The organism is Thermococcus sp. CX2 (assembly GCF_012027555.1).
Lineage (GTDB): Archaea > Methanobacteriota_B > Thermococci > Thermococcales > Thermococcaceae > Thermococcus.
This window is the reverse complement of record NZ_SNUQ01000002.1, coordinates 460,665-480,894: the sequence shown is the minus strand read 5'-3', so window position 1 is coordinate 480,894 and position 20,230 is coordinate 460,665. Positions and strand designations below refer to the sequence as shown.

At 53.4% G+C, this 20,230-nt stretch carries 19 protein-coding genes; 10 read left to right on the top strand and 9 right to left on the bottom strand.

Going from position 1 to position 20,230, the window contains the following annotated elements; translation table 11 throughout:
• Nucleotides 1-10: 10 nt before the first annotated feature.
• The gene (locus E3E23_RS06815; protein WP_167907377.1) at nt 11-307 is read right to left on the bottom strand and encodes a hypothetical protein; all 297 of its coding nucleotides are present in this window, start codon (nt 305-307) and stop codon (nt 11-13) included.
• A gap of 225 nt (nt 308-532) precedes the next feature.
• Here E3E23_RS06815 and E3E23_RS10075 point away from each other — a divergent pair, with 225 nt between their 5' ends.
• Entirely contained in the window at nt 533-658 is a 126-nt protein-coding gene (locus E3E23_RS10075) for a hypothetical protein (RefSeq protein WP_256366234.1), read from the top strand.
• A 4-nt stretch (nt 659-662) separates the two neighbouring features.
• On the opposite strand, the gene hisS is transcribed toward E3E23_RS10075, so the two are convergent.
• The 4 genes from hisS to E3E23_RS06795 form a co-directional block, all read right to left on the bottom strand.
• Nucleotides 663-1,970, bottom strand: a complete 1,308-nt coding sequence (hisS, locus tag E3E23_RS06810; RefSeq protein WP_167907376.1) for a histidine--tRNA ligase — start codon at nt 1,968-1,970, stop codon at nt 663-665.
• Between the two features lie 77 nt (nt 1,971-2,047).
• Nucleotides 2,048-2,659, bottom strand: coding sequence for a MarC family protein (locus tag E3E23_RS06805; RefSeq protein WP_167907375.1), 612 nt, complete (start codon nt 2,657-2,659; stop codon nt 2,048-2,050).
• A 103-nt stretch (nt 2,660-2,762) separates the two neighbouring features.
• The gene (locus tag E3E23_RS06800) at nt 2,763-3,905 is read right to left on the bottom strand and encodes a cation:proton antiporter (protein WP_167907374.1); all 1,143 of its coding nucleotides are present in this window, start codon (nt 3,903-3,905) and stop codon (nt 2,763-2,765) included.
• Nucleotides 3,906-3,925: 20 nt separating this feature from the next.
• A complete protein-coding gene (locus tag E3E23_RS06795; protein ID WP_167907373.1) occupies nt 3,926-4,471 on the bottom strand; it encodes an HPP family protein in 546 nt (181 codons plus the stop codon).
• A gap of 158 nt (nt 4,472-4,629) precedes the next feature.
• On the opposite strand from E3E23_RS06795, the gene E3E23_RS06790 reads away from it, so the two are divergent.
• Complete coding sequence (locus tag E3E23_RS06790; RefSeq protein WP_167907372.1) at nt 4,630-6,078, top strand: NAD(P)/FAD-dependent oxidoreductase; 1,449 nt, start codon at nt 4,630-4,632, stop codon at nt 6,076-6,078.
• Between the two features lie 60 nt (nt 6,079-6,138).
• Nucleotides 6,139-7,050, top strand: a complete 912-nt coding sequence (locus E3E23_RS06785; protein ID WP_167907538.1) for a TIGR00269 family protein — start codon at nt 6,139-6,141, stop codon at nt 7,048-7,050.
• 69 nt (nt 7,051-7,119) lie between these two features.
• On the opposite strand, the gene E3E23_RS06780 is transcribed toward E3E23_RS06785, so the two are convergent.
• Nucleotides 7,120-9,078 (bottom strand): alpha-amylase/4-alpha-glucanotransferase domain-containing protein, encoded by a 1,959-nt coding sequence (locus E3E23_RS06780; protein ID WP_167907371.1) that lies wholly within the window; start codon nt 9,076-9,078, stop codon nt 7,120-7,122.
• Nucleotides 9,079-9,188: 110 nt separating this feature from the next.
• On the opposite strand from E3E23_RS06780, the gene E3E23_RS06775 reads away from it, so the two are divergent.
• A complete protein-coding gene (locus tag E3E23_RS06775; RefSeq protein ID WP_167907370.1) occupies nt 9,189-12,602 on the top strand; it encodes a CARDB domain-containing protein in 3,414 nt (1,137 codons plus the stop codon).
• A gap of 39 nt (nt 12,603-12,641) precedes the next feature.
• Here the strand turns inward: E3E23_RS06775 and E3E23_RS06770 are convergent, their stop codons facing one another.
• Nucleotides 12,642-13,271, bottom strand: coding sequence for a diacylglycerol/polyprenol kinase family protein (locus tag E3E23_RS06770; RefSeq protein ID WP_167907369.1), 630 nt, complete (start codon nt 13,269-13,271; stop codon nt 12,642-12,644).
• Nucleotides 13,243-13,941 carry an HAD family hydrolase gene (locus E3E23_RS06765; protein WP_167907368.1) on the bottom strand — a complete coding sequence of 233 codons (699 nt, stop codon included), beginning with the start codon at nt 13,939-13,941 and terminating at the stop codon, nt 13,243-13,245. Before E3E23_RS06765 ends, E3E23_RS06770 begins: the two co-directional genes overlap by 29 nt.
• 75 nt (nt 13,942-14,016) lie before the next feature.
• Here E3E23_RS06765 and E3E23_RS06760 point away from each other — a divergent pair, with 75 nt between their 5' ends.
• From E3E23_RS06760 to mfnA, 3 genes are read left to right on the top strand one after another with little or no spacing between them, the layout of a single operon-like run.
• On the top strand, nt 14,017-14,262 hold the full coding sequence (locus E3E23_RS06760; protein WP_167907367.1) for a DUF131 domain-containing protein: 246 nt from the start codon (nt 14,017-14,019) through the stop codon (nt 14,260-14,262).
• Nucleotide 14,263: 1 nt separating this feature from the next.
• Complete coding sequence (locus E3E23_RS06755; protein ID WP_167907366.1) at nt 14,264-15,439, top strand: cation:proton antiporter; 1,176 nt, start codon at nt 14,264-14,266, stop codon at nt 15,437-15,439.
• A 37-nt stretch (nt 15,440-15,476) separates the two neighbouring features.
• Complete coding sequence (gene mfnA / locus E3E23_RS06750) at nt 15,477-16,628, top strand: tyrosine decarboxylase MfnA (RefSeq protein ID WP_167907364.1); 1,152 nt, start codon at nt 15,477-15,479, stop codon at nt 16,626-16,628.
• On the opposite strand, the gene E3E23_RS06745 is transcribed toward mfnA, so the two are convergent.
• Complete coding sequence (locus tag E3E23_RS06745; RefSeq protein ID WP_167907362.1) at nt 16,618-17,478, bottom strand: cation diffusion facilitator family transporter; 861 nt, start codon at nt 17,476-17,478, stop codon at nt 16,618-16,620. The genes mfnA and E3E23_RS06745 overlap by 11 nt on opposite strands.
• A 396-nt stretch (nt 17,479-17,874) precedes the next feature.
• Here E3E23_RS06745 and E3E23_RS06740 point away from each other — a divergent pair, with 396 nt between their 5' ends.
• Genes E3E23_RS06740 through E3E23_RS06730 form a run of 3 tightly spaced genes read left to right on the top strand, consistent with a single transcriptional unit; the run spans nt 17,875 to nt 20,230 of the window.
• Entirely contained in the window at nt 17,875-18,102 is a 228-nt protein-coding gene (locus E3E23_RS06740) for a ribbon-helix-helix domain-containing protein (protein WP_012572670.1), read from the top strand.
• Between the two features lie 26 nt (nt 18,103-18,128).
• A complete protein-coding gene (gene sat / locus E3E23_RS06735) occupies nt 18,129-19,268 on the top strand; it encodes a sulfate adenylyltransferase (RefSeq protein WP_167907360.1) in 1,140 nt (379 codons plus the stop codon).
• Between the two features lie 26 nt (nt 19,269-19,294).
• Nucleotides 19,295-20,230, top strand: a complete 936-nt coding sequence (locus E3E23_RS06730) for a DHH family phosphoesterase (RefSeq protein ID WP_167907358.1) — start codon at nt 19,295-19,297, stop codon at nt 20,228-20,230.

Sequence of the window (20,230 nt, the reverse complement as noted above, 5' to 3'; positions counted from 1 at the left end):
AAGGTTTTTGTTAGTCCTTCAAATCAGCCTCCAAATCAACGTCAACGTCCTCGAACTGTTCCTCATCCACTATGACAAGGGGCACCTTAATCTTCCTGAGAAACTCCCTGAGGCGCTCCTCACGGCGCTCCATCATCTCAAGCTTGTGCCTCAGGCTGGCGTTCTCTACAGCCAGACGGTTGGCCTCGTCCACCTTCATGTTGAGTTGCATTCGGAGCTCTATTATCTGCTCCTCGAGCTCTTGAAGGGAGCGCTCCAGCCTACATATCTCTTCGTAGAGGTCTTTACACAGCCAGTGCTTTATCATTGCGGTCAGCCCCGCGAAACCTCCTCACCGATCAGGGGGCTCCAGAGTCATCATCCCAATACCCTTGGTGCTCTATGGTTTTAACACTTGCCCACACTTAAGGTTAATCTACTGGAACCATGGGGTTCACATGAAAATAGTCTCCGAGGAGCTAGCAGGGGAGCTCATCAGCTACTTCCGGAGCATCCGCTAAGGCTTTAAACTCACTCCACCAACATTTTCGTGGTGAAGATGATGGAGTCGCTGAAGAGGGCCTACTGGAAGTGGCGCTCCCGCTGCCCCTTCGTCAGAAAGCTCGAAGAGTGGAGAATGAAGAGAACGGCGAATAAATTCGAGGTAAAGAGAAAGTGAGGGTTTACCCCCTGAGAAGCCGCGAGAGCTCTTCCGAGACCCTTTCAATTTTAACGGCTATCTGCTCGCCCGTGACCATGTCCCTGACCGTTACCCTGCCCTCTGCGAGATCCTTCTTTCCAACGAGGACAACTATCGGCACGTCGAGCCTTCCCGCATAGTCTAGAGCCTTCTTGAGCTTCCTGCCCATGAGGTCGTAGTCGGCCGTGATGCCCTTCTTCCTCAGGTTCTGAGCTATTTCGATGGCCTTCGCCCTGAGCTCAAGATCTTTGCCTATTGGAACCACGTAGACGTCTGGCCTGAGCTTCGGTTCTGGAATCAGGCCCTTGCTTTCGAGGATTGGTATGAGGCGCTCTATTCCGATGGCAAAGCCCGTCGCTGGAGTTGGCTTTCCGCCGAAGACCTCTATGAGGTTGTCGTAGCGGCCGCCGCCACCTATCGAGCCTATCCCGAGGTCGTTCGGCGCTATCGCCTCAAAGACGACGCTCGTGTAGTAGTCGAAGCCCCTGGCTATGCCGAGATCTATGAGTACGAAGTCGTAGACGCCGTAAGCCTTGAGGAGCTCCACAAGCTCGTAGAGGCGCTTTATTTCCTCCCTCGCCTTCTCGCTCGTGAAGAGCTCCTCCGCCTTCGGGAGAACCTCGTCAGGCTTTCCTTTTATCTCTATCAGCGCCAGAACCTTCTCGATGCCCTCGTCGCTTAGACCGAACTCTCTCAGAGATCCTATGAAGTCTTCCCTGCTCATCTTGTCCTTCTTGTCGATGAGCCTCATCAAACCAACGTCATCACTAACGCCGAGCATCTTCGCGAACTCGTCGAGCAGAATGCGGTCGCCGATGTTGACGGTGAACTCCCTGAGGCCTGTCGCAAGGTAGCTCTCGACGAGGAGGGCTATGACCTCAGCGTCGGCCTCGACCTTGTCGCTACCGATGAGCTCGACTCCAGCCTGCCAGAACTCCCTATAGCGGCCGCTCTGGGGTTCTTCGTACCTGAACATGTTGGCGATGTAGTACCACTTCACCGGCTTTGGTGCGTTCTGGAACTGGTTGACGAATAAGCGCGCTACGCTCGACGTCATGTCAGGCCTCAGTGAGAGGTTCCTGCCGCCCTTGTCCTCGAAGGCGTAGAGCTGCTCCACAACCTCCTCACCGCTCCTCAGCTGAAAGAGGGCGGTGTATTCGAAAGTCGGTGTGAGTATCTCGTGAAAGTTGTAGCGCTCGAAGACGTCTCTTATCCTCTCAAAGACCCATCTCCTCTTCGCCATCTCCTCTGGCAAAAGATCTCGCGTCCCCTTGACCTTCTCAATTCTCATTTCAAACCCTCCCTCTGGTTGAGAAAGTAGGAAGGGGGTTAAAAGATTACCTACCAATTCCCCTTAAATGACAAACCTCAGGGGGCGGTCATCATGATGTATATCCCCACCACGCCCTGAACCATCATCTGCGCTCCAATGGCCATCGTGAACATACCGATTATCCTGATGAAGACACCGAGCGTTGTTTTGCTGATGTTCTTGATAACGTATAGGGTAAGGAACATCACGAGGGCTGTAAGGAGTATAGCAATGAATATAGCAGCGGTGGCGTGGTAGATTCCCTTCTCGGCTGTGAGGGTTATTGCCGTTGTTATAGCCGCTGGGCCGGCTATCAACGGGGTAGCCACAGGTACGGCAGCCAGAGCAAGGATGTTTTTCTCCTTCTTGAGGGTTATCATTCCACCGCTCTCAAGGGCCTCAAGACCTATCTTGAAGAGAACAAAGCCTCCAGCGACACGGAGAGCGTTGAGGTCTATGTGGAAAATCTCCTGGAGGATTATCTGGCCGGAAACCGCGAATAGGAGGAGGAGAAGAAATCCTATGAGGTTGGCCCTAACGATTAGGGCTCTTATATCCTCTATGTGGAAGTCTTCACGCAGCAGACTAACCAGGAGTACCTTATCGCTTGGGTCTATCATGATGAGCATGAAGAGGGCCGAACTCAGTATCGCCGTGAACTCACTCATAGCCTTTCCTCCGGCAAGGATTTTATAAACCTATGCCCTAAAGTGTGCACGCGATGATGAGACCGGCACTGACGGAAGGATGAAGAGCACTCGGTTGGCTGAGCTAATCCTTCGCGAAGGCCCATTTAAGAAGGGGTGGCGTCACGAGGGTTGTTGCCATGACCATCGCTATGGCTATCGAGAATGCCCCCCTGTCGAGGACACCCTCAGCCAGACCTATGTTGGCCATGATTAAGCCGACCTCCATCCTCGGAATCATTCCAATTCCTATCTGGAGGGCCTCTTTCGGATTGAACTTCGAGAGGAGCGCCCCGACACTGCAGCCAAGGACCTTACCCAACACTGCGAGGAAGGAGTAGATGAAGGCGAAGATTCCCGCGGCGAAAACGACCCTGACGTTAGTTTCGGCACCGACGCCGACGAGGAAGATGGGGATGAAAAAGGCGTAGCCGATGGTAACTATCTTGTCCGTTATCTTTCTAGCGTCATCACTTCCAGCGACGAGGATTCCAGCCAGGTAGGCCCCTGTTATTGCCGCTATCTGGAAGTGTTTGGCCAAATATGCGAAGACGAGCATTATGGCCATCGCCACGGTGGTGACCGTTTCGGGGAGATTTATCTTGTGGGACGTCCTGAGGAGCCTTTTCACCGCTTCCCGGCCAAGGAGAGCGCTTATGATAAAAAACGCCGCTATCTCAGCGAGTATTATCCCTATGTCTTGGACATAGACGGTTCCCTTTGTGTTGACGGCCACGAGGATGGTCAGGATTATTATGCCCAGGACATCGTCAACAACGGCAGCGGCCAAAATCGCCGCACCAACGCGGGTGCGCAGCTTTTTGAGCTCCATCAGAACGTTGGCCGTTAGGCTGACGCTCGTCGCGGTCATGACTCCACCGAGGAAGAGGGCCTGCATCTGGGGATAGCCCCACTTAATAGCGATAGCGTAGCCGAACAGGAAGGGAATCGCGACGCCCAGGGAGGCTATGAGAAAAGCCGGCAAGCCAACGTTCTTGAACTCATCAACATCTGTTTCGAGGCCCGCTAAGAACAGAAGCATTATCACTCCCAAATCGGCTATTAGCTTGACGCCCTCGTCGTAGGTAACGAAATCCAGCAGCGATGGGCCCAGGATTATGCCACCGATTATCTGACCTAATGCAGCTGGAAGGCCGAGGCGTGAACTGAGGTAGCCAGAGAGCTTTGCCGTTATCAGTATAACCGCGATCTCTAGGAAGACGTCCATTTTAATCCCCCATCGCTCGATTACAGGGACACTAGGCGGATGAGCCGGATTATGTCCTTGACTTCAAGGAGGCCGTGAACTCTCCCCTCATCATCGACGACCGGTAAATGATGCTTGCCCGTCTCAATCATCAGCCTTATCGCGTGGCCGAGGTTGTCGTTTACATCAACGGTTATCGGCTTGGTCACCATTATGTCCTCTACCCTGGTGGTTCTGTTCACGGAATACCTCTTTAGCAATCCAAGGCCCACTATGGAGTGCCTCCTCGGCGGATGGAGAAAATGTAATATGTCCTTCATGGTTATGAAGCCGATTAACCTGTCCTCGTCGTCCACAACAACGGCAGAGCTCTCCTCCTCACCCATGTTCTCAATAAGGGTTATGAGGGAATCGCTGGGATGAACCTTGAGAAACTCTTTGTCCATAACTATCTTGACGGGAACCTTCTCCACGTAGCGGATATTGTGGCTCAGCTCCGTCTTGCGCTTGATGTGGAGGAGCTTCCTCTTGCTGTGGATTATCATAATCTTCTTCGCCTTGGCGGCGGTTGATTTATCCTCAAGCATATTCTCACTGGAATATTGCTACTGCCCAATTGTGTTTAAAGGTTTCGGGAAGAGTTTTAAATAAAATTGTCAAAAAATTGCCAATAATCTGGAAAAACTCACCAAAAATTTGCCAAAAAGTTTTTAAGGAAATTGTCCCAAACCTCGACAAGGGAAATATGGTTTCTGGAAAGGAGTACGACGTCGTTATTCTTGGAGCCGGACCGGCTGGCCTTTTTGCGGCCTACGAGCTGGCTGAAAGGAGTGATTTTAAGGTTTTGATAATCGACGAGGGCGGTGACATCGACCAGCGCGTCTGTCCAATGTACGAGCTGGGCTACTGCATTGGCTGCCAGCCCTGCCACATCATGAGCGGCATCGGTGGGGCAGGTGGTTTAAGCGATGGAACAATAAATCTCAGACCGGACATAGGCGGTGATTTAACCGAGCTAACAAACGATGAGAACTACTCCTGGCAGCTCGTCTGGGAGGTAGACCAGATTTTCCTCAAACACGGTGCACCCAAGAACCTCTACAAGGGCAACCCAGAGCAGATAAGGGCATGGGAGAGGAGAGCCGCCCAGGCCGGTGTTAAGTTCGTCCCTATAATCCAGAGACATATCGGTTCCGATCACACTCCAGCAGTCATCGGAAGCATAAAGAAGCACCTTGAAGGTAGGGGCGTCGAATTCCTCCTCTGGACAAAGGCATTGGAGTTCGGTCAGGGCTGGGTCAGGGTGAGGCGTGGAAGGGACATCTTCACAATAAAGGCCAGGTACATCATCGTTGCTCCTGGAAGAGGAGGTGCAGACTGGTTCCACGACGTTGCGCAGAGAATAGGGCTGAAGGCAAAGCACGGTCCGATTGACGTCGGTGTTCGTGTTGAAGTTCCGGCGATAGTGATGGAGCCGATAACGAGCATCAACCACGACCCCAAGTTCCACATCTACACCGACACCTACGACGACTTCGTGAGAACCTTCTGCACCAACCCGAACGGCTTCGTCGTCGAAGAGCGCTACGATGGCTACGTTGGAGTGAACGGCCACTCGATGCGCGACAAGAAGAGCAACAACACCAACTTCGCTTTTCTCTCCAGGATTGAACTGACGGAACCCGTGGAGGACACCACCGCCTACGGAAAGAGCATAGCACAGTTAGCAACGACCATAGGTGGAGGAAAGCCGCTCCTCCAGAGGCTCGGCGACTTGAGGCGCGGTAGGAGGAGCACATGGAGCAGGATAAAGAGAAGCGACGTCGAGCCGACATTAAAGCACGTCACCCCCGGAGACATAGCGATGGCTTTGCCCCATCGTGTCGTTACCAACATCCTTGAAGGATTGGACAGGCTCGACAAGGTGATTCCAGGAGTCGCAAGCGACCACACCCTTCTCTACGCCCCGGAGATTAAGTACTACGCCATGCGTGCCGAGGTTGATGAGAACCTCGAGACGAGCATCGAGGGCATATTCGCCGCTGGAGATGGTGCGGGCCTGAGCAGGGACATCGTCAATGCCGCTGCGACCGGCCTCTTGGCGGCGAGGGGCATACTCAAGAAGGAGGGCCTCTACACGGAGAAGGACTTCAGAAAGCCAGGCAACTGGAGACACGTGATAGAGGCCATGTAGGATTAGAGGTAGCTTTTTAACCTCCTCCTTCTTTTCCCGCTTTGGTGAGAGAGAATGCCGATGAGATGCAAGTTCTGCGAGAAGCCAGCCTTCATCAAGCTCCACTACCCAAAGATGTACCTCTGCCCGGAGCACTTCACCGAGTACTTCGAGAGAAAGGTTAAGCGCACCATAGAGAGGTACAAGCTGCTGAAGCCCGATGAGAGGGTTCTTGTCGTTGTGAGCGGCGGAAAGGATTCAGCCGTTACCGCTTACGTGCTGAAAAAACTCGGCTACGATATAGAGTGTCTGTATATAAACCTCGGCATAGGCGAGTACTCGGAGAAGAGCGAGGAGTACGCCAAAAGGCAGTGCGAGATGATAGGCGCTCCCCTCCATATTGTCCGTGTCAGGGAGCTCTTGGGTCATGGAATTGGCGAAGTGAGGACGAGAAGACCCACATGCTCCTACTGCGGCTTAACGAAGCGCTACATCTTCAACAAGTTCGCCTACGACAACGGCTTCGATGCAGTCGCCACAGGCCACAACCTCGACGATGAGGCGAGCTTCATATTCTCCAACATGATGCACTGGAACACGCAGTATTTGGCCAAGCAGGGGCCGCTAACCCCCGGCGAGGGCAAATTCGTGAAGAAAATTAAGCCCCTTTACGAACTCACCGAGAGAGAAGTTGTTGCCTATGCACTTGCCAACGGCATAGAGTATCACATTGAGGAGTGCCCGCACGCTCGCGGAGCCACAACACTTGAGTTCAAGGAAGTCCTCAACGAGATGGAGGAGAAGAGACCGGGAACCAAGATAAACTTCGTGAAGGGCTACCTGAGGAAAAAGCACATCTTCGAGGCCGAGCTTGAAGAGGTAGAGCTGAGGGAGTGCAAGGTCTGCGGCATGCCGTCGAGCGGTGAGGTGTGTTCATTCTGCCGCTTCTGGCGCCTCGAGGAGCCGCTGGACTTCAGGGTAAGAAAAGATTAACGGCAAGGGCCGATGAGGTGAGCCTTTCGGGCCCTGATGGGTGATGAGGGCCTCCCTAGCTGAGGCCTCTCACAACTCCTTAAAGCGGAGCCTGAACCTCAGCTCTCCATCAACCGGGAAGAGCACCGTATAGCTGACGCCCTGCTGGATGAAGTCCCAGCCGGCCTCGCTCTGGGAAAGGGTCTTTATCGGGAACTTCCACACTAAAGCAGACCTGTCCAGCTCCAGGATGACCCTTCCGATGCCGTATGGGTCGTTCACCTCTATCTTATTGGCCTCGAATTCATCCGGCTCCTCCACGACACTGTGGACGGCCAAGTTCAGCTCGACGCCGAACAGCGCTCTGGCCTCGCTCTTCACGTAGTACTCGGCAACGAAGCCGTCCTCGGTCAGCTTTACCGTTTTCTCGACCCTCACAGGTCTCCCGGCAACGTTTCCATCGCGCCAGAGCTTTACTGCGCCACCTCCAAGCTCGAACTCGTAGGGCTTATCGATGAAGTCTCCAAGCTCGGTGTAGCGCACGAGCCTGTAGTCGTCGAGGCTCGTTTCAGCGGGCAGGAAGTGGTCCTGCAGGATGGCCCTGAGGTGACTGTCGTAGGCAAGCTCGCGCTTTATCTCGTCGGGTATCTTCTTTCCGAGCTCGTGTATGCTAGCAACTCCTTCGTCACCCCCTTCCTCAGGCGTAGCCGCCTCTGGAACCTCGTGGTAGTGCTCCCATCTCCTCGCCAAAACGTCGTTGTAGTTCACAGCTTTTCTCTTGGAGCTGAGCTCAAAGAGCGCTCCACCGTAGGGGGGCTTGAAGACGGCTATGAACCCATCGTTCTCCAGGAGAACCTCTTCCCTGCCATCGAAATCTATATCCTTCACGAGGTTTCCAGTGGAAACGTAGCTCTGGGCCCTTATTATGTTCTCCCAGACTGTCCTCCTCAGGTGGGGAAGATAAACACCGCCGAAGATGCCGTGCCAGTAGGCATCGTTGCACTGAGCTTTGAAGATAAACTTCCTCGCCTCCGGATTGTCCCTAACAAGCTTGCTAACCATGAGCATCCTCTTGTGCATGTAGTTGCTCTCCGGGTACTTGAAGAAGAAGTTCTTCCAGATGCCACCCCTGACGAAGACGCGGTACTTCTCGAACTGGCCGCGCTCCTTCAGCCTCTCCACAAACTCGACGAAGAGCTTGGCCTGTTTCGCTGGAAGTGACCACTCGCTCATCTCGAAGTATGAAGCGATTGGTAGGTATACCAGACCTTTCGGCTTGAAACGCCGGAGGTACTCTGAATAGAGCATCAGGTCTATCCTCTCGTCGCTCGAAACCCTGTCGAAGAACTCCCTGAGCCAGCCCTTCTTGTAGACCCACTCGTAGGTTCCAGGCCAGACGCCGAACTTCTCGCCGTCGTCGTGGAAGACCGCAACCTTGCTCTCGTCTCCGTCCTCAAGGCTGTGGAGGTACTCAAGCGTTTTCTCCACCGGTCTGAAGGGGATGAGGTAGCGGAGCTTCTCGTCTATCGGGAAGACCGCTATGACCTCACCACCGTCCTCTGTGTAATACGGCCAAAAGAGCTCCTCCTTCGACAGACCCGCGCTCATGAAGTGGTAGTCGTCAACTATGACGTACTCTATCCCCGCCTCGCGGAGGCTCTTAACCAGCTCCGGCTGCCAGACCCTTTCCGTGAGCCATACGCCCTTGGCGTCGTAGCCGAGCTTTTTCGCAAAGTCCTTGAGGAGCTTAATCTGCTCTATACGGTCTTCTTTCGGGATGGCAGCAAGGACTGGTTCATAAAAACCTGCCACGACTATCTCAAGCTGGCCCTTCCTCACCAGCGAGCGGAGGAGGTCAATGTACTCCGGCTTGTTCTTATCAAGCCACTCCAGCAAGGGGCCGCTTATGTGGACTGCGACTTTCATTCCTGGATACTCCTCGAGAATCTCCATAAACGGGCGATAGGAGCGATCGTAAGCACTCTCAAACACCCATCCGAAGTTGCCGAGAGGCTGATGGTTGTGTATTCCAAAGATGAAATTGACCATCGATGCACCCCCAAAATCATTATCACTACCGGTGATATCGGGAAAGGTATATAAATATTTTATGCACAGGTATCATCAATGGTGAACAGATATCACCAGAGGTGAATCCTATGAGGAAAGGCCTTGGAATTTTGATGGTGGTTTTGCTTTTTTTAAGTTTAGTTCCAGCAACTAAAATGGTAAGCGCCATGTACGGAACGAAGATAATCGACGGTGACTTAAGCGACTGGACGCCGTCGGACCTCATAACCGTTGGCCAAGACAATGGCCAGGCCGGCGCAAATCTAAGTAGGATGTACGTTGCCTGGGACGAGAACTATCTCTACATTGCTATAAAAACGGGCAACACCCAGAGCTGGGACGTGGCTTACGGAATAGGCATTGACGTTGACCCCGGGACCGGAAACGGCTACAACGGAACCAGTGACTCCTGGGGCAGGAGTATAAGCTTCGGAAACGGCTACGCGATTGATTACGAAATCTACTTCTGGTGGGGCTGGGATAGCGGCATGGGCACGGACAACTTCAACACCTGGACAGGAAGCGGATGGAACTACAACAGCATAAGCAGCATCGGCGGAAGCTTCGCTTATACGGGGGACACTTCCACTGGTCTCCAAATCCTCGAGATTAAAATCCCCTGGACGGCACTCGGAGGAAAGCCGGACAAGGTAGCAATTATCGCCTGGGTGACTGGAAGCGGCGGTTCGGCAGTTGACAGCCTCCCGGTGGATCCTGCGATAGACTACACCAACATCGGGAACGAATGGGGAGACGCAGATACATTCACCAACCTCGCCGAAATCTACGTCGCCCCCAAGACCATAGACGGCAACCTCAGCGACTGGGGCCCCTCGGATCTTGTGGTCATTGGCCAGGACAACGGCCAAGCCGGAGCCAATCTTGACAGGATGTACGTTTCCTGGGATGACACCTACCTCTACATAGCCATTAAGACCAACAATACTGCAAGCTGGGACGTCGCTTACGGTATTGGCATTGACGTTGATCCAGGAACCGGAAACGGATACACCACCGGTGGAGACTCCTGGGGTAGGAGCGTGGAGTTTGGAGCCGGGTACGCGATTGATTACGAAATCTACTTCTGGTGGGGCTGGAACACTGGAATGGGTACCGACAACTTTAACACATGGACCGGAAGTGGTTGGACTTACAACAGCATAAGCGGCGTTGGTGGAAGCTTCGCTTACACAGGGGGCACTTCCACTGGTCTCCAGACGCTTGAGATAGCAATACCGTGGAGCGCCCTCGGAGGAAAGCGCTCAAAGTTCGCAATAATGGCCTGGGTTACTGGAAGTGGTGGAAGCGCGGTTGATTCCCTCCCCGTTGACCCGGCAATAGACTACACCAACATCGGAGGAGAATGGGGAGACACCGACACCTTCACCAACCTGCTCGTCGGCGAGTGGTTCCTCATGCCGGACCTGGCCGTCAGCATCACCGGACCCGGCGTGGTTGGCCTCAACAGGATGGGCAACTACAACGTTACGGTCAAGAACGAGGGCTCCCTGCCCGTGACTGGAGCGACGGTCAAGGTCTACATCGACGGAAACCTCTACGCCAACTGGACGACCGACCTCGGAGCAGGAGAGGAGAAGTGGTTCCTCTTCAACTGGACGCCCAACGCTACCGGAACTTACACCATAAGGGCCGTCGTTGACGAGGAGAACGCCATAGCCGAGGCAAACGAGGACAACAACGAGTTCACCATGAGCGTTGACGTTGTATGGGTCGGCAACATCGACGTTGACGGAAACCCCAATGACTGGCTGGCGGTTACCCTTGAACCCAATTCATACACCGTCCAGAACGGATTCTTCATCTGGAGTGACCCCGTCGATGACCAGAGGCATGATAAGGACCCATACCTGCCGGGAGGAAGCTCATCGCACGCCGATCTCACAGAGGTTGGCGTAACCAAAGACGACAGGTACGTTTACTTCCTCTTCAAGTTCGCGGACATGAGCAACATCAAGATAGGAGACAACGGCGCGACCTTCATAGCGGTTCCGATAGACTACAAGGACGGCGGTGCATACTGGTTCGCCGGTGAGATGGACACCAACACTGTCATAGCATGGGACATCCAGATGGCGGTGAACCTTGGCGGAAGCGAATACGTTGGCCAGGAGCAGGCCGTGGCTTCAGCCGGCAACAGCGTTACTTCGCTGCTCTACTTCGTTGACCCCGAAGGAAACGTTATCCCCGTGGACGGGGCTCTTGTTGGAGTTGACCTCACCAAGAACACCGTAGAAGTGAGAGTTCCCCTGAGCGTCTTTGAGGGTGCGAGGAACTTCAACTTCCAGGTTGCCACCGGCTTCAGCTATGGCCCGGCCGTCTGGAACTTCGGAGACCCATTCGCCAACGACGGCAACAGCGATATCGTTGACACCATTACCCTCGAGCCAACCACCACCCAGGAGCTGGTGGACAACATCCCGGACTACTTCGTCCGCATAACCATGGATAACATCATCGAGAGCGCTGGCCTTGTTAGTGTCAAGGTGCAGAGGCTCATCCAGTACCAGAACACCTTCGTCATGATCAACAAGTTCTATGGCATAAGGAATTTCGAGAGGGACTACGCCCGCTACCAGGAGCTCGCCAACGAGCTCAGGAACATGCCGCTAACGGATGACATGCGGAAGAAGCTCGAGCAGTACGATTCCGAGCTGATGGACCTGTTGAAGCTTTACAATGAGGGCAAGTCCACGATAGACCTGCCGAACTACGCCTTCAGCGCCTCGCTCAAGATATACCGCTCTTACACGGGCCTCAAGAAAATGGTGAGGGACCTCGAGGCCATGCTCGAAAAGGCAAAGAGCGGCGAGCTGGAGAAGCAGGGAGAGATGGAAGAGCTCGCCAAGAACCTCACCAAGACCATAGACGGCAACCTCGACGACTGGAGCGTCGAGCCAGTTGCGGAGGACACTACCGGCTTCGGCCAGGACGGTGCGAACCTCAAGGCGCTCTACGTGGACTACGACGACCAGTTCCTCTACATAGCGCTCACCACGGAGAACAAGGCCTCCTGGAGAGTCGCCTATGGCATCTCGCTGGACTATAAGGAGGGCGGCTACACGACCGGTCAGGATTCATGGGCCAAGAAGATGAGCTTCAGCAGGGGCATCGACGCCCAGCTGTACTTCTTCTGGAACGGAGAGTTCTTCGGCGACAGGGGAACCAGCAACATAACCAGCGCCCAGCTCGTCCTCTGGAACGGAAGCTCCTGGATATACAACGACCTCAAGTGGACGGGCTTCTACGCTTACACCGGCGGCGCTGAGAACGGACTACAGACTCTCGAGATAGCCATTCCGTGGAAGGCCCTTGGAGGAAAGCCCTCCGAGATATACATTGTAGCCTACGTGACCGGTCAGGGGGCTGGGGACTCAGCAGTTGACAGCCTCCCAGACGACCCGAGCATTCATGACAGAGCGCCTGGAGAGGAGTGGACCGACGCAGATAACTTCACCACCTTCGCGAAGGTTGCGATAGAGTGAACCTTTCCCCTTTTCTGTTCTTCTTTATCTATTGGAGCTTCAAAGGACAAGAGCGTCCGCGAGATAGAGCACCACAGCTATCGCCAGCTGGTTCGAGAAGTTGTCATCGGGTAGCAGGTTATAGAACTCAGCAACCATCCCCGCGAGCGAACCAACAACTGCCAGCGGGAGACCAACGAGCGGCCAAAGGATGAACACGCCGGAGAGGAAGTAGGCAAGGCTTCCCTCAACGCTCTTGCCATTTTTAAAGCGGTGTCTTCCAAAGGACTTCCCAATTATGGCTGCAAGGGCATCGCCGATGGTAGCCACGGCTATAGCCCCGATGGCTATGTTTTTTGGGAAGAAATAGACCACTATAAAGGCGGCCGCCGCGAAGTATATGTGCGCCGCGACGCGGTATCGCTCGTGCTCACGCGTTATCTCTTCTATCTGCCTCTCAAGCTTCTCCACGCGCTCAATGACGTCGTCGTAGACATAGAGCCTGAGCCGCTCTTTGATTCTGTCCCTGAGCGCCTCGATTATCCTGAATGGCTCAAGGACGACGAATACGAAAAAGGCTACCCCAATCAAAGTGAGCGTCACGTCCTTTCCAAAAAGCAGATACGAAACCGGAACTAACACGCCAGTGAGGTGAAGGGACTTACGCTTCAGCTCGCTTTTCATGCTCATCCTTGATCACCCTTAGAGCCTCGATTAGGTCGTTAACAACGTAATCTGCGTGTTTGTGATGTCTTCCCTTGAAGTAGCCTCTCTTTACGAGTATAGTAACTGCACCAATGTCCTTACCGCCCCTCATGTCGGTGTCGTCCCTGTCGCCGACCATGTAGACCTCCTCTTCGCGGGGGAACTTGCTCCTAGCCAAACGGAAGTTGTGAGGGTCGAGCTTGCTGTGGCCGGTCTCGCCGCTGATTATGAGGGCATCGAAGTAGTCCTTTATGCCGAGGTACTCGAGCTTCTTTCTTTGCCAGTAGCTCGAGGAGTCCGTTATGAGCACTATTTTGGCTCCCATATCTCTGAGCCCCTGAAGAAAGGGGAGGGCATCGGGATAGAGCTTAAGGTTCGAAAAGAAGACTCTATCGACGAGGCTCATTATCTCCTCGAACTCTTCGGGGGTTATGCTCGCGTAGACCTTTCCGAGGAGCTTCTCTAGAATTTTATCGAGGTCCATCATGTGAAACTCCCGCGACTGCTCGAGCTCCCTATAGCGGGCGGTGATTATGTAGAAGAAAGACTTGAACTTCCTCCGTTTAAGAAGGAAAGGTATCAGGCGAATGAGTGTGTACTTTCCAGCATCCCAGGTGTTGCAGAGAGTGTCGTCGAGGTCAACAAGCACGAGCATGTTAAATGATTGGAGGGCTCCATTTTAATTCTTTGGGTTAAAGCTTTAAAAAGCCAAAGGAGAAGCCCCTAATGTATGGAGAAGGGAACCCTGCTCATAGCTCTTGGAATGGGCATGATATTCCTAGGCTTCTTCCTAGTCTTTATTGGAACCCTGCTGAGCGTAGGTGGAGAGGCCGAGGTCGAGGGCGGCGGAGTTATAATGATAGGCCCGATTCCGATAGTCTTCGGCACTGGCAGAGGGGCAACACTTGCGATGGTTCTCGCAGTAGTCCTGATGGTTCTCTGGATAATAGGCGCCCTGATTGCAAGGAGGGGATGATGTGGACTTTCTGGCGGCCCTTGCCATTCTACTCGTCACAGCAAAGAGCATCGAGTGGCTCTTTGAGAGGGTGGAGATACATCCCATCATAGCCCACGTCCTGACCGGAATAATGCTGGGGCCATTCGTCCTCGGACTCATAGAGCCGACTTCCGAGCTCAGCGTTCTGGCGGAGTTCGGGCTGATAATGATGATGCTCTACATGGGTCTCACCAGCAACTTCTCGGCGATAGCCCAGAACACCAAAAAAGCTGTAATAGTTGCAGTCCTTGGCGTGGCTTTCTCCTTCATCCTCGGCTTCGCTACGGTGGAGTTCTTCGAGAAGGGCACCTCAGCGGCGATTTTCGTTGGAGTCACTCTCGGAAACACTGCTATAGAAGTCACAAGCGGTATCCTCGTCAAAGAGCGCGTTAAACGAGAGATCTCGTCCATCCTCATGGGTGCAGCCTTCGTCGATGACATACTCGCGGTTTACCTCATAGGCATCATCACAGCGATGACCAAGGGTAGCTTGGACGCCCGTTCCCTCGGGATACTGACCATCAAGATATTCCTGTTCATAGCAATAATACTCCTAATCTCCGAACTCGTTTTCAAACGCTCCCACTGGTTCTACTCGATAGTCAAGAACCTCAACGTATTTTTCACATTCACACTCATACTGACGTTCGCTCTGGCGATAATAGCCGAGAAGGTCGGTCTTAACCAAATAATAGGAGCATACCTAGCGGGACTCACGATAAGCAGACTTCGCGAGAGGAAGGACCCCCTTGTCGTTACGAGAATAAAGCTCAATGAGCTGATAGAGGACTTGCAAGTTGTCCTCACGGAGTTTTTCATACCGCTGTTCTTCATCTACGTCGGACTGATGTTCAACCCGCCGTTAGCGGGCATCAGCCTGGCCTTGATAGGAACGCTTTACCTGGCGGCGGTCCTTGGAAAGCTCATCGGCTGTGGGCTGGGGAGCAGACTCTTCGGCCTGAGCTGGAAGGATTCAATCCTCGTTGGTATTGGTATGGGCGGAAGGGGAAGCCTAGAGCTGGCGATACTCACCTTCGGCCTCAACACAGGGCTCATCGATCAGACCATCTTCGCGAGCGTCATAGTCGTCTCGATGCTCACTGCACTGACGACGCCCCTGTTCTTTAAGACCTACATCAAAAAGGCAAAAGCTTAAATTGAATTGATTAAAGTAGTTCCGGGCTGGTGAGAGCATGTTCCCAAAAATAGGCGCGAGTGAAGAAGAGGTCCTGGCAGAGCTGGAGAAGAAAACGGCGAAAGATTTAACCTTTGGTTCTGGGCGGATTCTCGGCTCAATGTGCACGTATCCCCATCCCTTCGCCCAGAAAATTGTCATGAAGTACATCGACAGGAACCTCGGCGACCCGGGCCTTCACGTCGGAAGCCAGAAAATAGAAGAAGAAGCCGTGGAGATGCTCTCCAGTCTCCTGGGACTCGAGAAGGGCTACGGGAACATCGTCTCTGGAGGAACAGAGGCAAACATCCTGGCCGTGAGGGCCTTCCGCAACCTCGCCGACGTCGAAAAGCCGGAGCTTATCCTCCCAAGGAGCGCCCACTTCTCCTTCCTCAAGGCAAGCGAGATGCTCGGCGTCAAGCTTGTCTGGGCCGAGTTGAAGGATGATTACTCGGTTGATGTTAAGGACGTCGAAGCTAAAATAACCGAGGGCACTATCGGGATAGTCGGGATAGCAGGAACCACCGGACTGGGCGTTGTTGATGACATCCCAGCTTTGAGCGACCTGGCCCTCGATTACGGAATCCCCCTCCACGTTGATGCAGCCTTTGGCGGCTTCGTGATTCCCTTCGCCAAGGCCCTGGGTTACGATCTCCCCGACTTCGACTTCAGGCTTAAAGGCGTTCAGAGCATAACCATAGATCCCCACAAGATGGGGATGGCCCCGATTCCCGCTGGTGGAATAATCTTCAGAAAAAAGAAGTTCCTAGAGGCGATAAGCGTGCCCGCGCCCTATCTGGCTGGGGGAAAGGTGTGGCAGGCGACGATAACGGGAACACGGCCAGGGGCGAGCGCTTTGGCAGTGTGGGCCCTGATAAAGCACCTCGGCTTTGAGGGATACAAGGAGGTAGTGAAGCGCGCGATGGAGCTGAGCAGGTGGTTCGCGGCCGAGATAAAGAAGATACCGGGGGTTTACCTGATAAGGGAGCCTATGCTCAACATAGTCTCCTTCGGAACGAAGAACCTCGAAGAGGTCGAGAAGGAGCTGAAGAGACGTGGCTGGGGAATCAGCGCCCACCGCGGCTACATAAGAATAGTCATGATGCCCCACGTCAGGAGGGAGTACCTAGAGGAGTTCTTGAAGGATTTAGGGGAAATACTCACTCCGTAACCCCTTTGATATCAACATGCACGAAGACCCTATCCACATCCTTTATCTCCTCTATGCGCCTCTTCACCTCTTCACTTATGTCGTGGGCTTCCTTTAGTGTCAGCTCGGGCGGGACTTCTATGTGCAGCTCGACGTGGAGCCTGTTCCCAACGTAATGGGCCCTCAAATCGTGAACACCAAGGACGTTAGGAACGCTCAGCGCTCTGCGCTTTATCTCTTCGCAGAGCTCGAAGGGGGGCGCCTGACCGGTGAGATAGCCGATATTCTCAAGAAGGATATCAAAGGAAACCTTAACCAGGAAAGCCGCAACCACCAGACCAGCCAGGGCATCACCATATTCGAAGCCCAGCTTTTGAGTTCCCAGTCCAATGAAGACTGCGATGCTGCTCAGTGCGTCGCTCCTGTGGTGGTAGGCATCGGCTATTAAAATCTGGCTGTTGAGCTTCTTGCCGACGTGGAGGGAATAGCGCGCCATGGCCTCCTTCGCAAGGATTGAAAGAATCGTGATGGCAAGCATAATGGAATTTACCTCCACAATGCTTCCGTAAAGCATTCTAAAAAAAGCCTCTCTACCAATCTCATAGGCAACTATAACAAGGCCTTCACCGATGAGAAACGCCACCAAGGGTTCAAAGCGGGAATGACCAAAGGGGTGACTCTCGTCCGGTGGCTTTGAGGATATCCTTATGCCGAAGTAGCCGATGACGCTCGTCACAACGTCCGAGAGCGAGTGAACGCCGTCCGATATAAGTGCTATACTAGAGTACCAGAGACCCACGATGATTTTGATGAGCGCTAACAGGACGTTGCCGACGATGCTAACCCAGATGGGCTTATAGACATCCCTCATCGTATCACCTATTTTTGTGCATATGCACACAATACTTAAACGTTACCGTGCATAGAATTTCCGCCAAACTTTATTAGGTTTTCCAATTTTATTCGGGCCTCCTAATTAAACTGCCATAAAAATAAGGTCAACGGTCAGTCCGTCACTCCCTCATCACAAGCCTCAGGCAAGGCTGAAATCATCATCCCAGAAAAAGTGGAAGGATGGGCCTTAAAAAGGTATGCTCAGCGATCACCTTTCCTTCCTCACCACTCGGTTCGCCCATCATTCATCATCGCAGCATAACATACGTCCGGGGGGTTTTAAAGATACCCCTCCCTCACCGAAAGTTTTATACGCCTTAATGAAATTTAATTAAATGTCATTAAATATCATTAAAGACTGGAGGTGTATCGGATGGCTGACGAAAAGAAGTACACAACCGTTTCCATACCAAAGCCCCTCTACGACAAGATCAAGAAGAGGATAGAGGGCACCGGATTCACTTCCGTCTCAGACTACGTTACCTACGTCCTCCGCGAGGTTCTGGCGAGCCTCGAAGAGGAAGAGAAAGAGGAAGTCTTCACCGAAGAGGAAGAGGAGAAGGTCAAGGAGCGCCTCAGGGCCCTTGGCTACCTCGACTGATTTTCAAAACTTTTTGAGGTGATAGCATGGTCTCAAAGCCCCACGGGGGCAGGTTAGTCAGGAGACTCGTTGCCGACAGGACGAGGGAAAGGATTCTGAGTGAGCAGAAGGAGTATCCCGCCATAAAAATCGACCACGGCAGGGCCATAGATCTGGAGAATATCGCCCACGGCGTCTACTCCCCCCTCAAGGGGTTCCTCACGAGCGATGACTTCCAGAGCGTTCTCGACCATATGAGATTGAGTGACGACACTCCCTGGACCATCCCCATAGTGCTCGATATCAATGAGAGGACCTTTGACGAGGGAGATGCAGTTCTCCTCTACTACGGCGATTTACCCATAGCGAGGATGCACGTTGAGGAGATCTACACCTACGATAAGGAAGAGTTCGCGAAGAAGGTATTCAAGACGACTGACAGCGCTCACCCGGGCGTTGCTAAGGTCTATTCCATGGGCAAATACCTCGTCGGCGGCGAGATTGAGCTCCTCAACGAGGTTCCGAATCCCTTTGCCAAGTATACTCTGAGGCCCGTCGAGACGAGGGTCCTCTTCAAGGAGCGCGGATGGAAGACCATCGTTGCGTTCCAGACGAGAAACGTCCCACACCTCGGCCATGAATACGTCCAGAAGGCGGCACTCACCTTCGTCGACGGCCTCTTCATAAACCCAGTCCTCGGAAAGAAAAAGAAGGGCGATTATAAGGACGAGGTCATCATAAAGGCCTACGAGACACTCTTCGAGCACTACTATCCAAAAGATGCAGCGACTTTGGCGACGGTGCGCTACGAGATGCGCTACGCCGGACCGAGGGAAGCAGTGCACCATGCTATAATGAGGAAGAACTTCGGGGCGACGCACTTCATCGTCGGCAGAGACCACGCGGGTGTCGGCGACTACTACGGGCCCTACGAGGCCTGGGACATGTTCGACAACTTCCCCGACCTCGGCATAACACCGATGTTCATCAGGGAGGCCTTCTACTGCAGGAAGTGCGGCGGAATGGTTAACGCCAAGATATGCCCGCACCCGGAGGAGTTCCACGTCAGGATAAGCGGCACAAAGCTCAGGAAGATGATAATGGCCGGCGAGCAGCCGCCAGAATACATGATGAGGCCAGAGGTCTACGAGGTCATAAGGAGCTTTGAGAAGCCCTTCGTCGAGTGACTTTTTATTTTTGCGGGGTGGTTTAGGTGCACCTAATAGTCCACCACTGGGACACGGACGGGATAACTTCAGCGGCTTTGCTCGTCAGAGCACTCTGTTTAGAAGACTTCACAAACATGACAGCACCAATAGGCGAGTTCCGCTTCGATGAGAGGATCTGGAAGGCAATAGGGCAGGCTAAAAAGCTCTACGTGATGGACTTCAACGTTCCGGGTGAGGTGGAGAGGGTAAATGTCGAAACACTCTTCATAGACCATCACACGCAGCCGAGGATAAGGAACCCGAAGGTCAAGCAGATTAACCCCTTGCTCGACGGTAAATACTATCCATCGGCCTCGCTGGTGGTTTCCGAGTACTTCGGCCTCTGGAACACTTGGAGTGCCCTTGGAGTAATCGGTGACATCGGCGAGAGGGCATTTGAGATTCCTCGCGTTAATGAGCTCCTCGATAGGGAGGGCCTATCAAGGGAGGAGGCTTTAAGGCTCGTCGAGCTAATGGACTCGAACTACATAGCCGTGGACAGAGAAGCCGTTGAAGATGCCGTTGCAGTTCTGCTCAGTCAAGAAACTAAAGAACTCCTTGAATATGAGCCGTGGGTGAAGCGAGCGGATGAGATAAGACGCACAATAGAGGAAGCCCTCTCAAGCGTGACTGAGAGGAACGGCTTCGCGATAGTCGAGTTCGAGAGTCCGTTCAACATAATCTCCAAGGTTGCAAGGAGGCTCGTCTGGGAAATGGGCTTTAGAGGTGCCGTCGTTGTCAATAAGAACTTCCACGGGAAGGCTCAGCTCTACTTCAGGGTCTCGAAGGAGGAAGCCGAAAGGATAAACATGGCAGAAGTCATTGAGAGGCTCCGCATCCTCGGAACAAACGCAGGCGGCAAGAGGGAAGTTTTGGGATGCGTCTGTGAGAGGAAGAAGGTTGATGAGGCATTCAAGATTGTTGAGGAGTACCTGGGGTGA

Coding starts and splice junctions, on each gene's coding strand:
- E3E23_RS06815 (WP_167907377.1), bottom strand. CDS start 307: ATGATAAAGCACTGGCTGTGTAAAGACCTCTACGAAGAGATATGTAGG.
- E3E23_RS06780 (WP_167907371.1), bottom strand. CDS start 9,078: ATGGTCAATTTCATCTTTGGAATACACAACCATCAGCCTCTCGGCAAC.
- E3E23_RS06775 (WP_167907370.1), top strand. CDS start 9,189: ATGAGGAAAGGCCTTGGAATTTTGATGGTGGTTTTGCTTTTTTTAAGT.
- E3E23_RS06745 (WP_167907362.1), bottom strand. CDS start 17,478: ATGAGGGATGTCTATAAGCCCATCTGGGTTAGCATCGTCGGCAACGTC.
- E3E23_RS06790 (WP_167907372.1), top strand. CDS start 4,630: ATGGTTTCTGGAAAGGAGTACGACGTCGTTATTCTTGGAGCCGGACCG.
- E3E23_RS06765 (WP_167907368.1), bottom strand. CDS start 13,941: ATGCTCGTGCTTGTTGACCTCGACGACACTCTCTGCAACACCTGGGAT.
- hisS (WP_167907376.1), bottom strand. CDS start 1,970: ATGAGAATTGAGAAGGTCAAGGGGACGCGAGATCTTTTGCCAGAGGAG.
- E3E23_RS06740 (WP_012572670.1), top strand. CDS start 17,875: ATGGCTGACGAAAAGAAGTACACAACCGTTTCCATACCAAAGCCCCTC.
- E3E23_RS06800 (WP_167907374.1), bottom strand. CDS start 3,905: ATGGACGTCTTCCTAGAGATCGCGGTTATACTGATAACGGCAAAGCTC.
- E3E23_RS06785 (WP_167907538.1), top strand. CDS start 6,139: ATGAGATGCAAGTTCTGCGAGAAGCCAGCCTTCATCAAGCTCCACTAC.
- mfnA (WP_167907364.1), top strand. CDS start 15,477: ATGTTCCCAAAAATAGGCGCGAGTGAAGAAGAGGTCCTGGCAGAGCTG.
- sat (WP_167907360.1), top strand. CDS start 18,129: ATGGTCTCAAAGCCCCACGGGGGCAGGTTAGTCAGGAGACTCGTTGCC.
- E3E23_RS06795 (WP_167907373.1), bottom strand. CDS start 4,471: ATGCTTGAGGATAAATCAACCGCCGCCAAGGCGAAGAAGATTATGATA.
- E3E23_RS06760 (WP_167907367.1), top strand. CDS start 14,017: ATGGAGAAGGGAACCCTGCTCATAGCTCTTGGAATGGGCATGATATTC.
- E3E23_RS06770 (WP_167907369.1), bottom strand. CDS start 13,271: ATGAGCATGAAAAGCGAGCTGAAGCGTAAGTCCCTTCACCTCACTGGC.
- E3E23_RS06805 (WP_167907375.1), bottom strand. CDS start 2,659: ATGAGTGAGTTCACGGCGATACTGAGTTCGGCCCTCTTCATGCTCATC.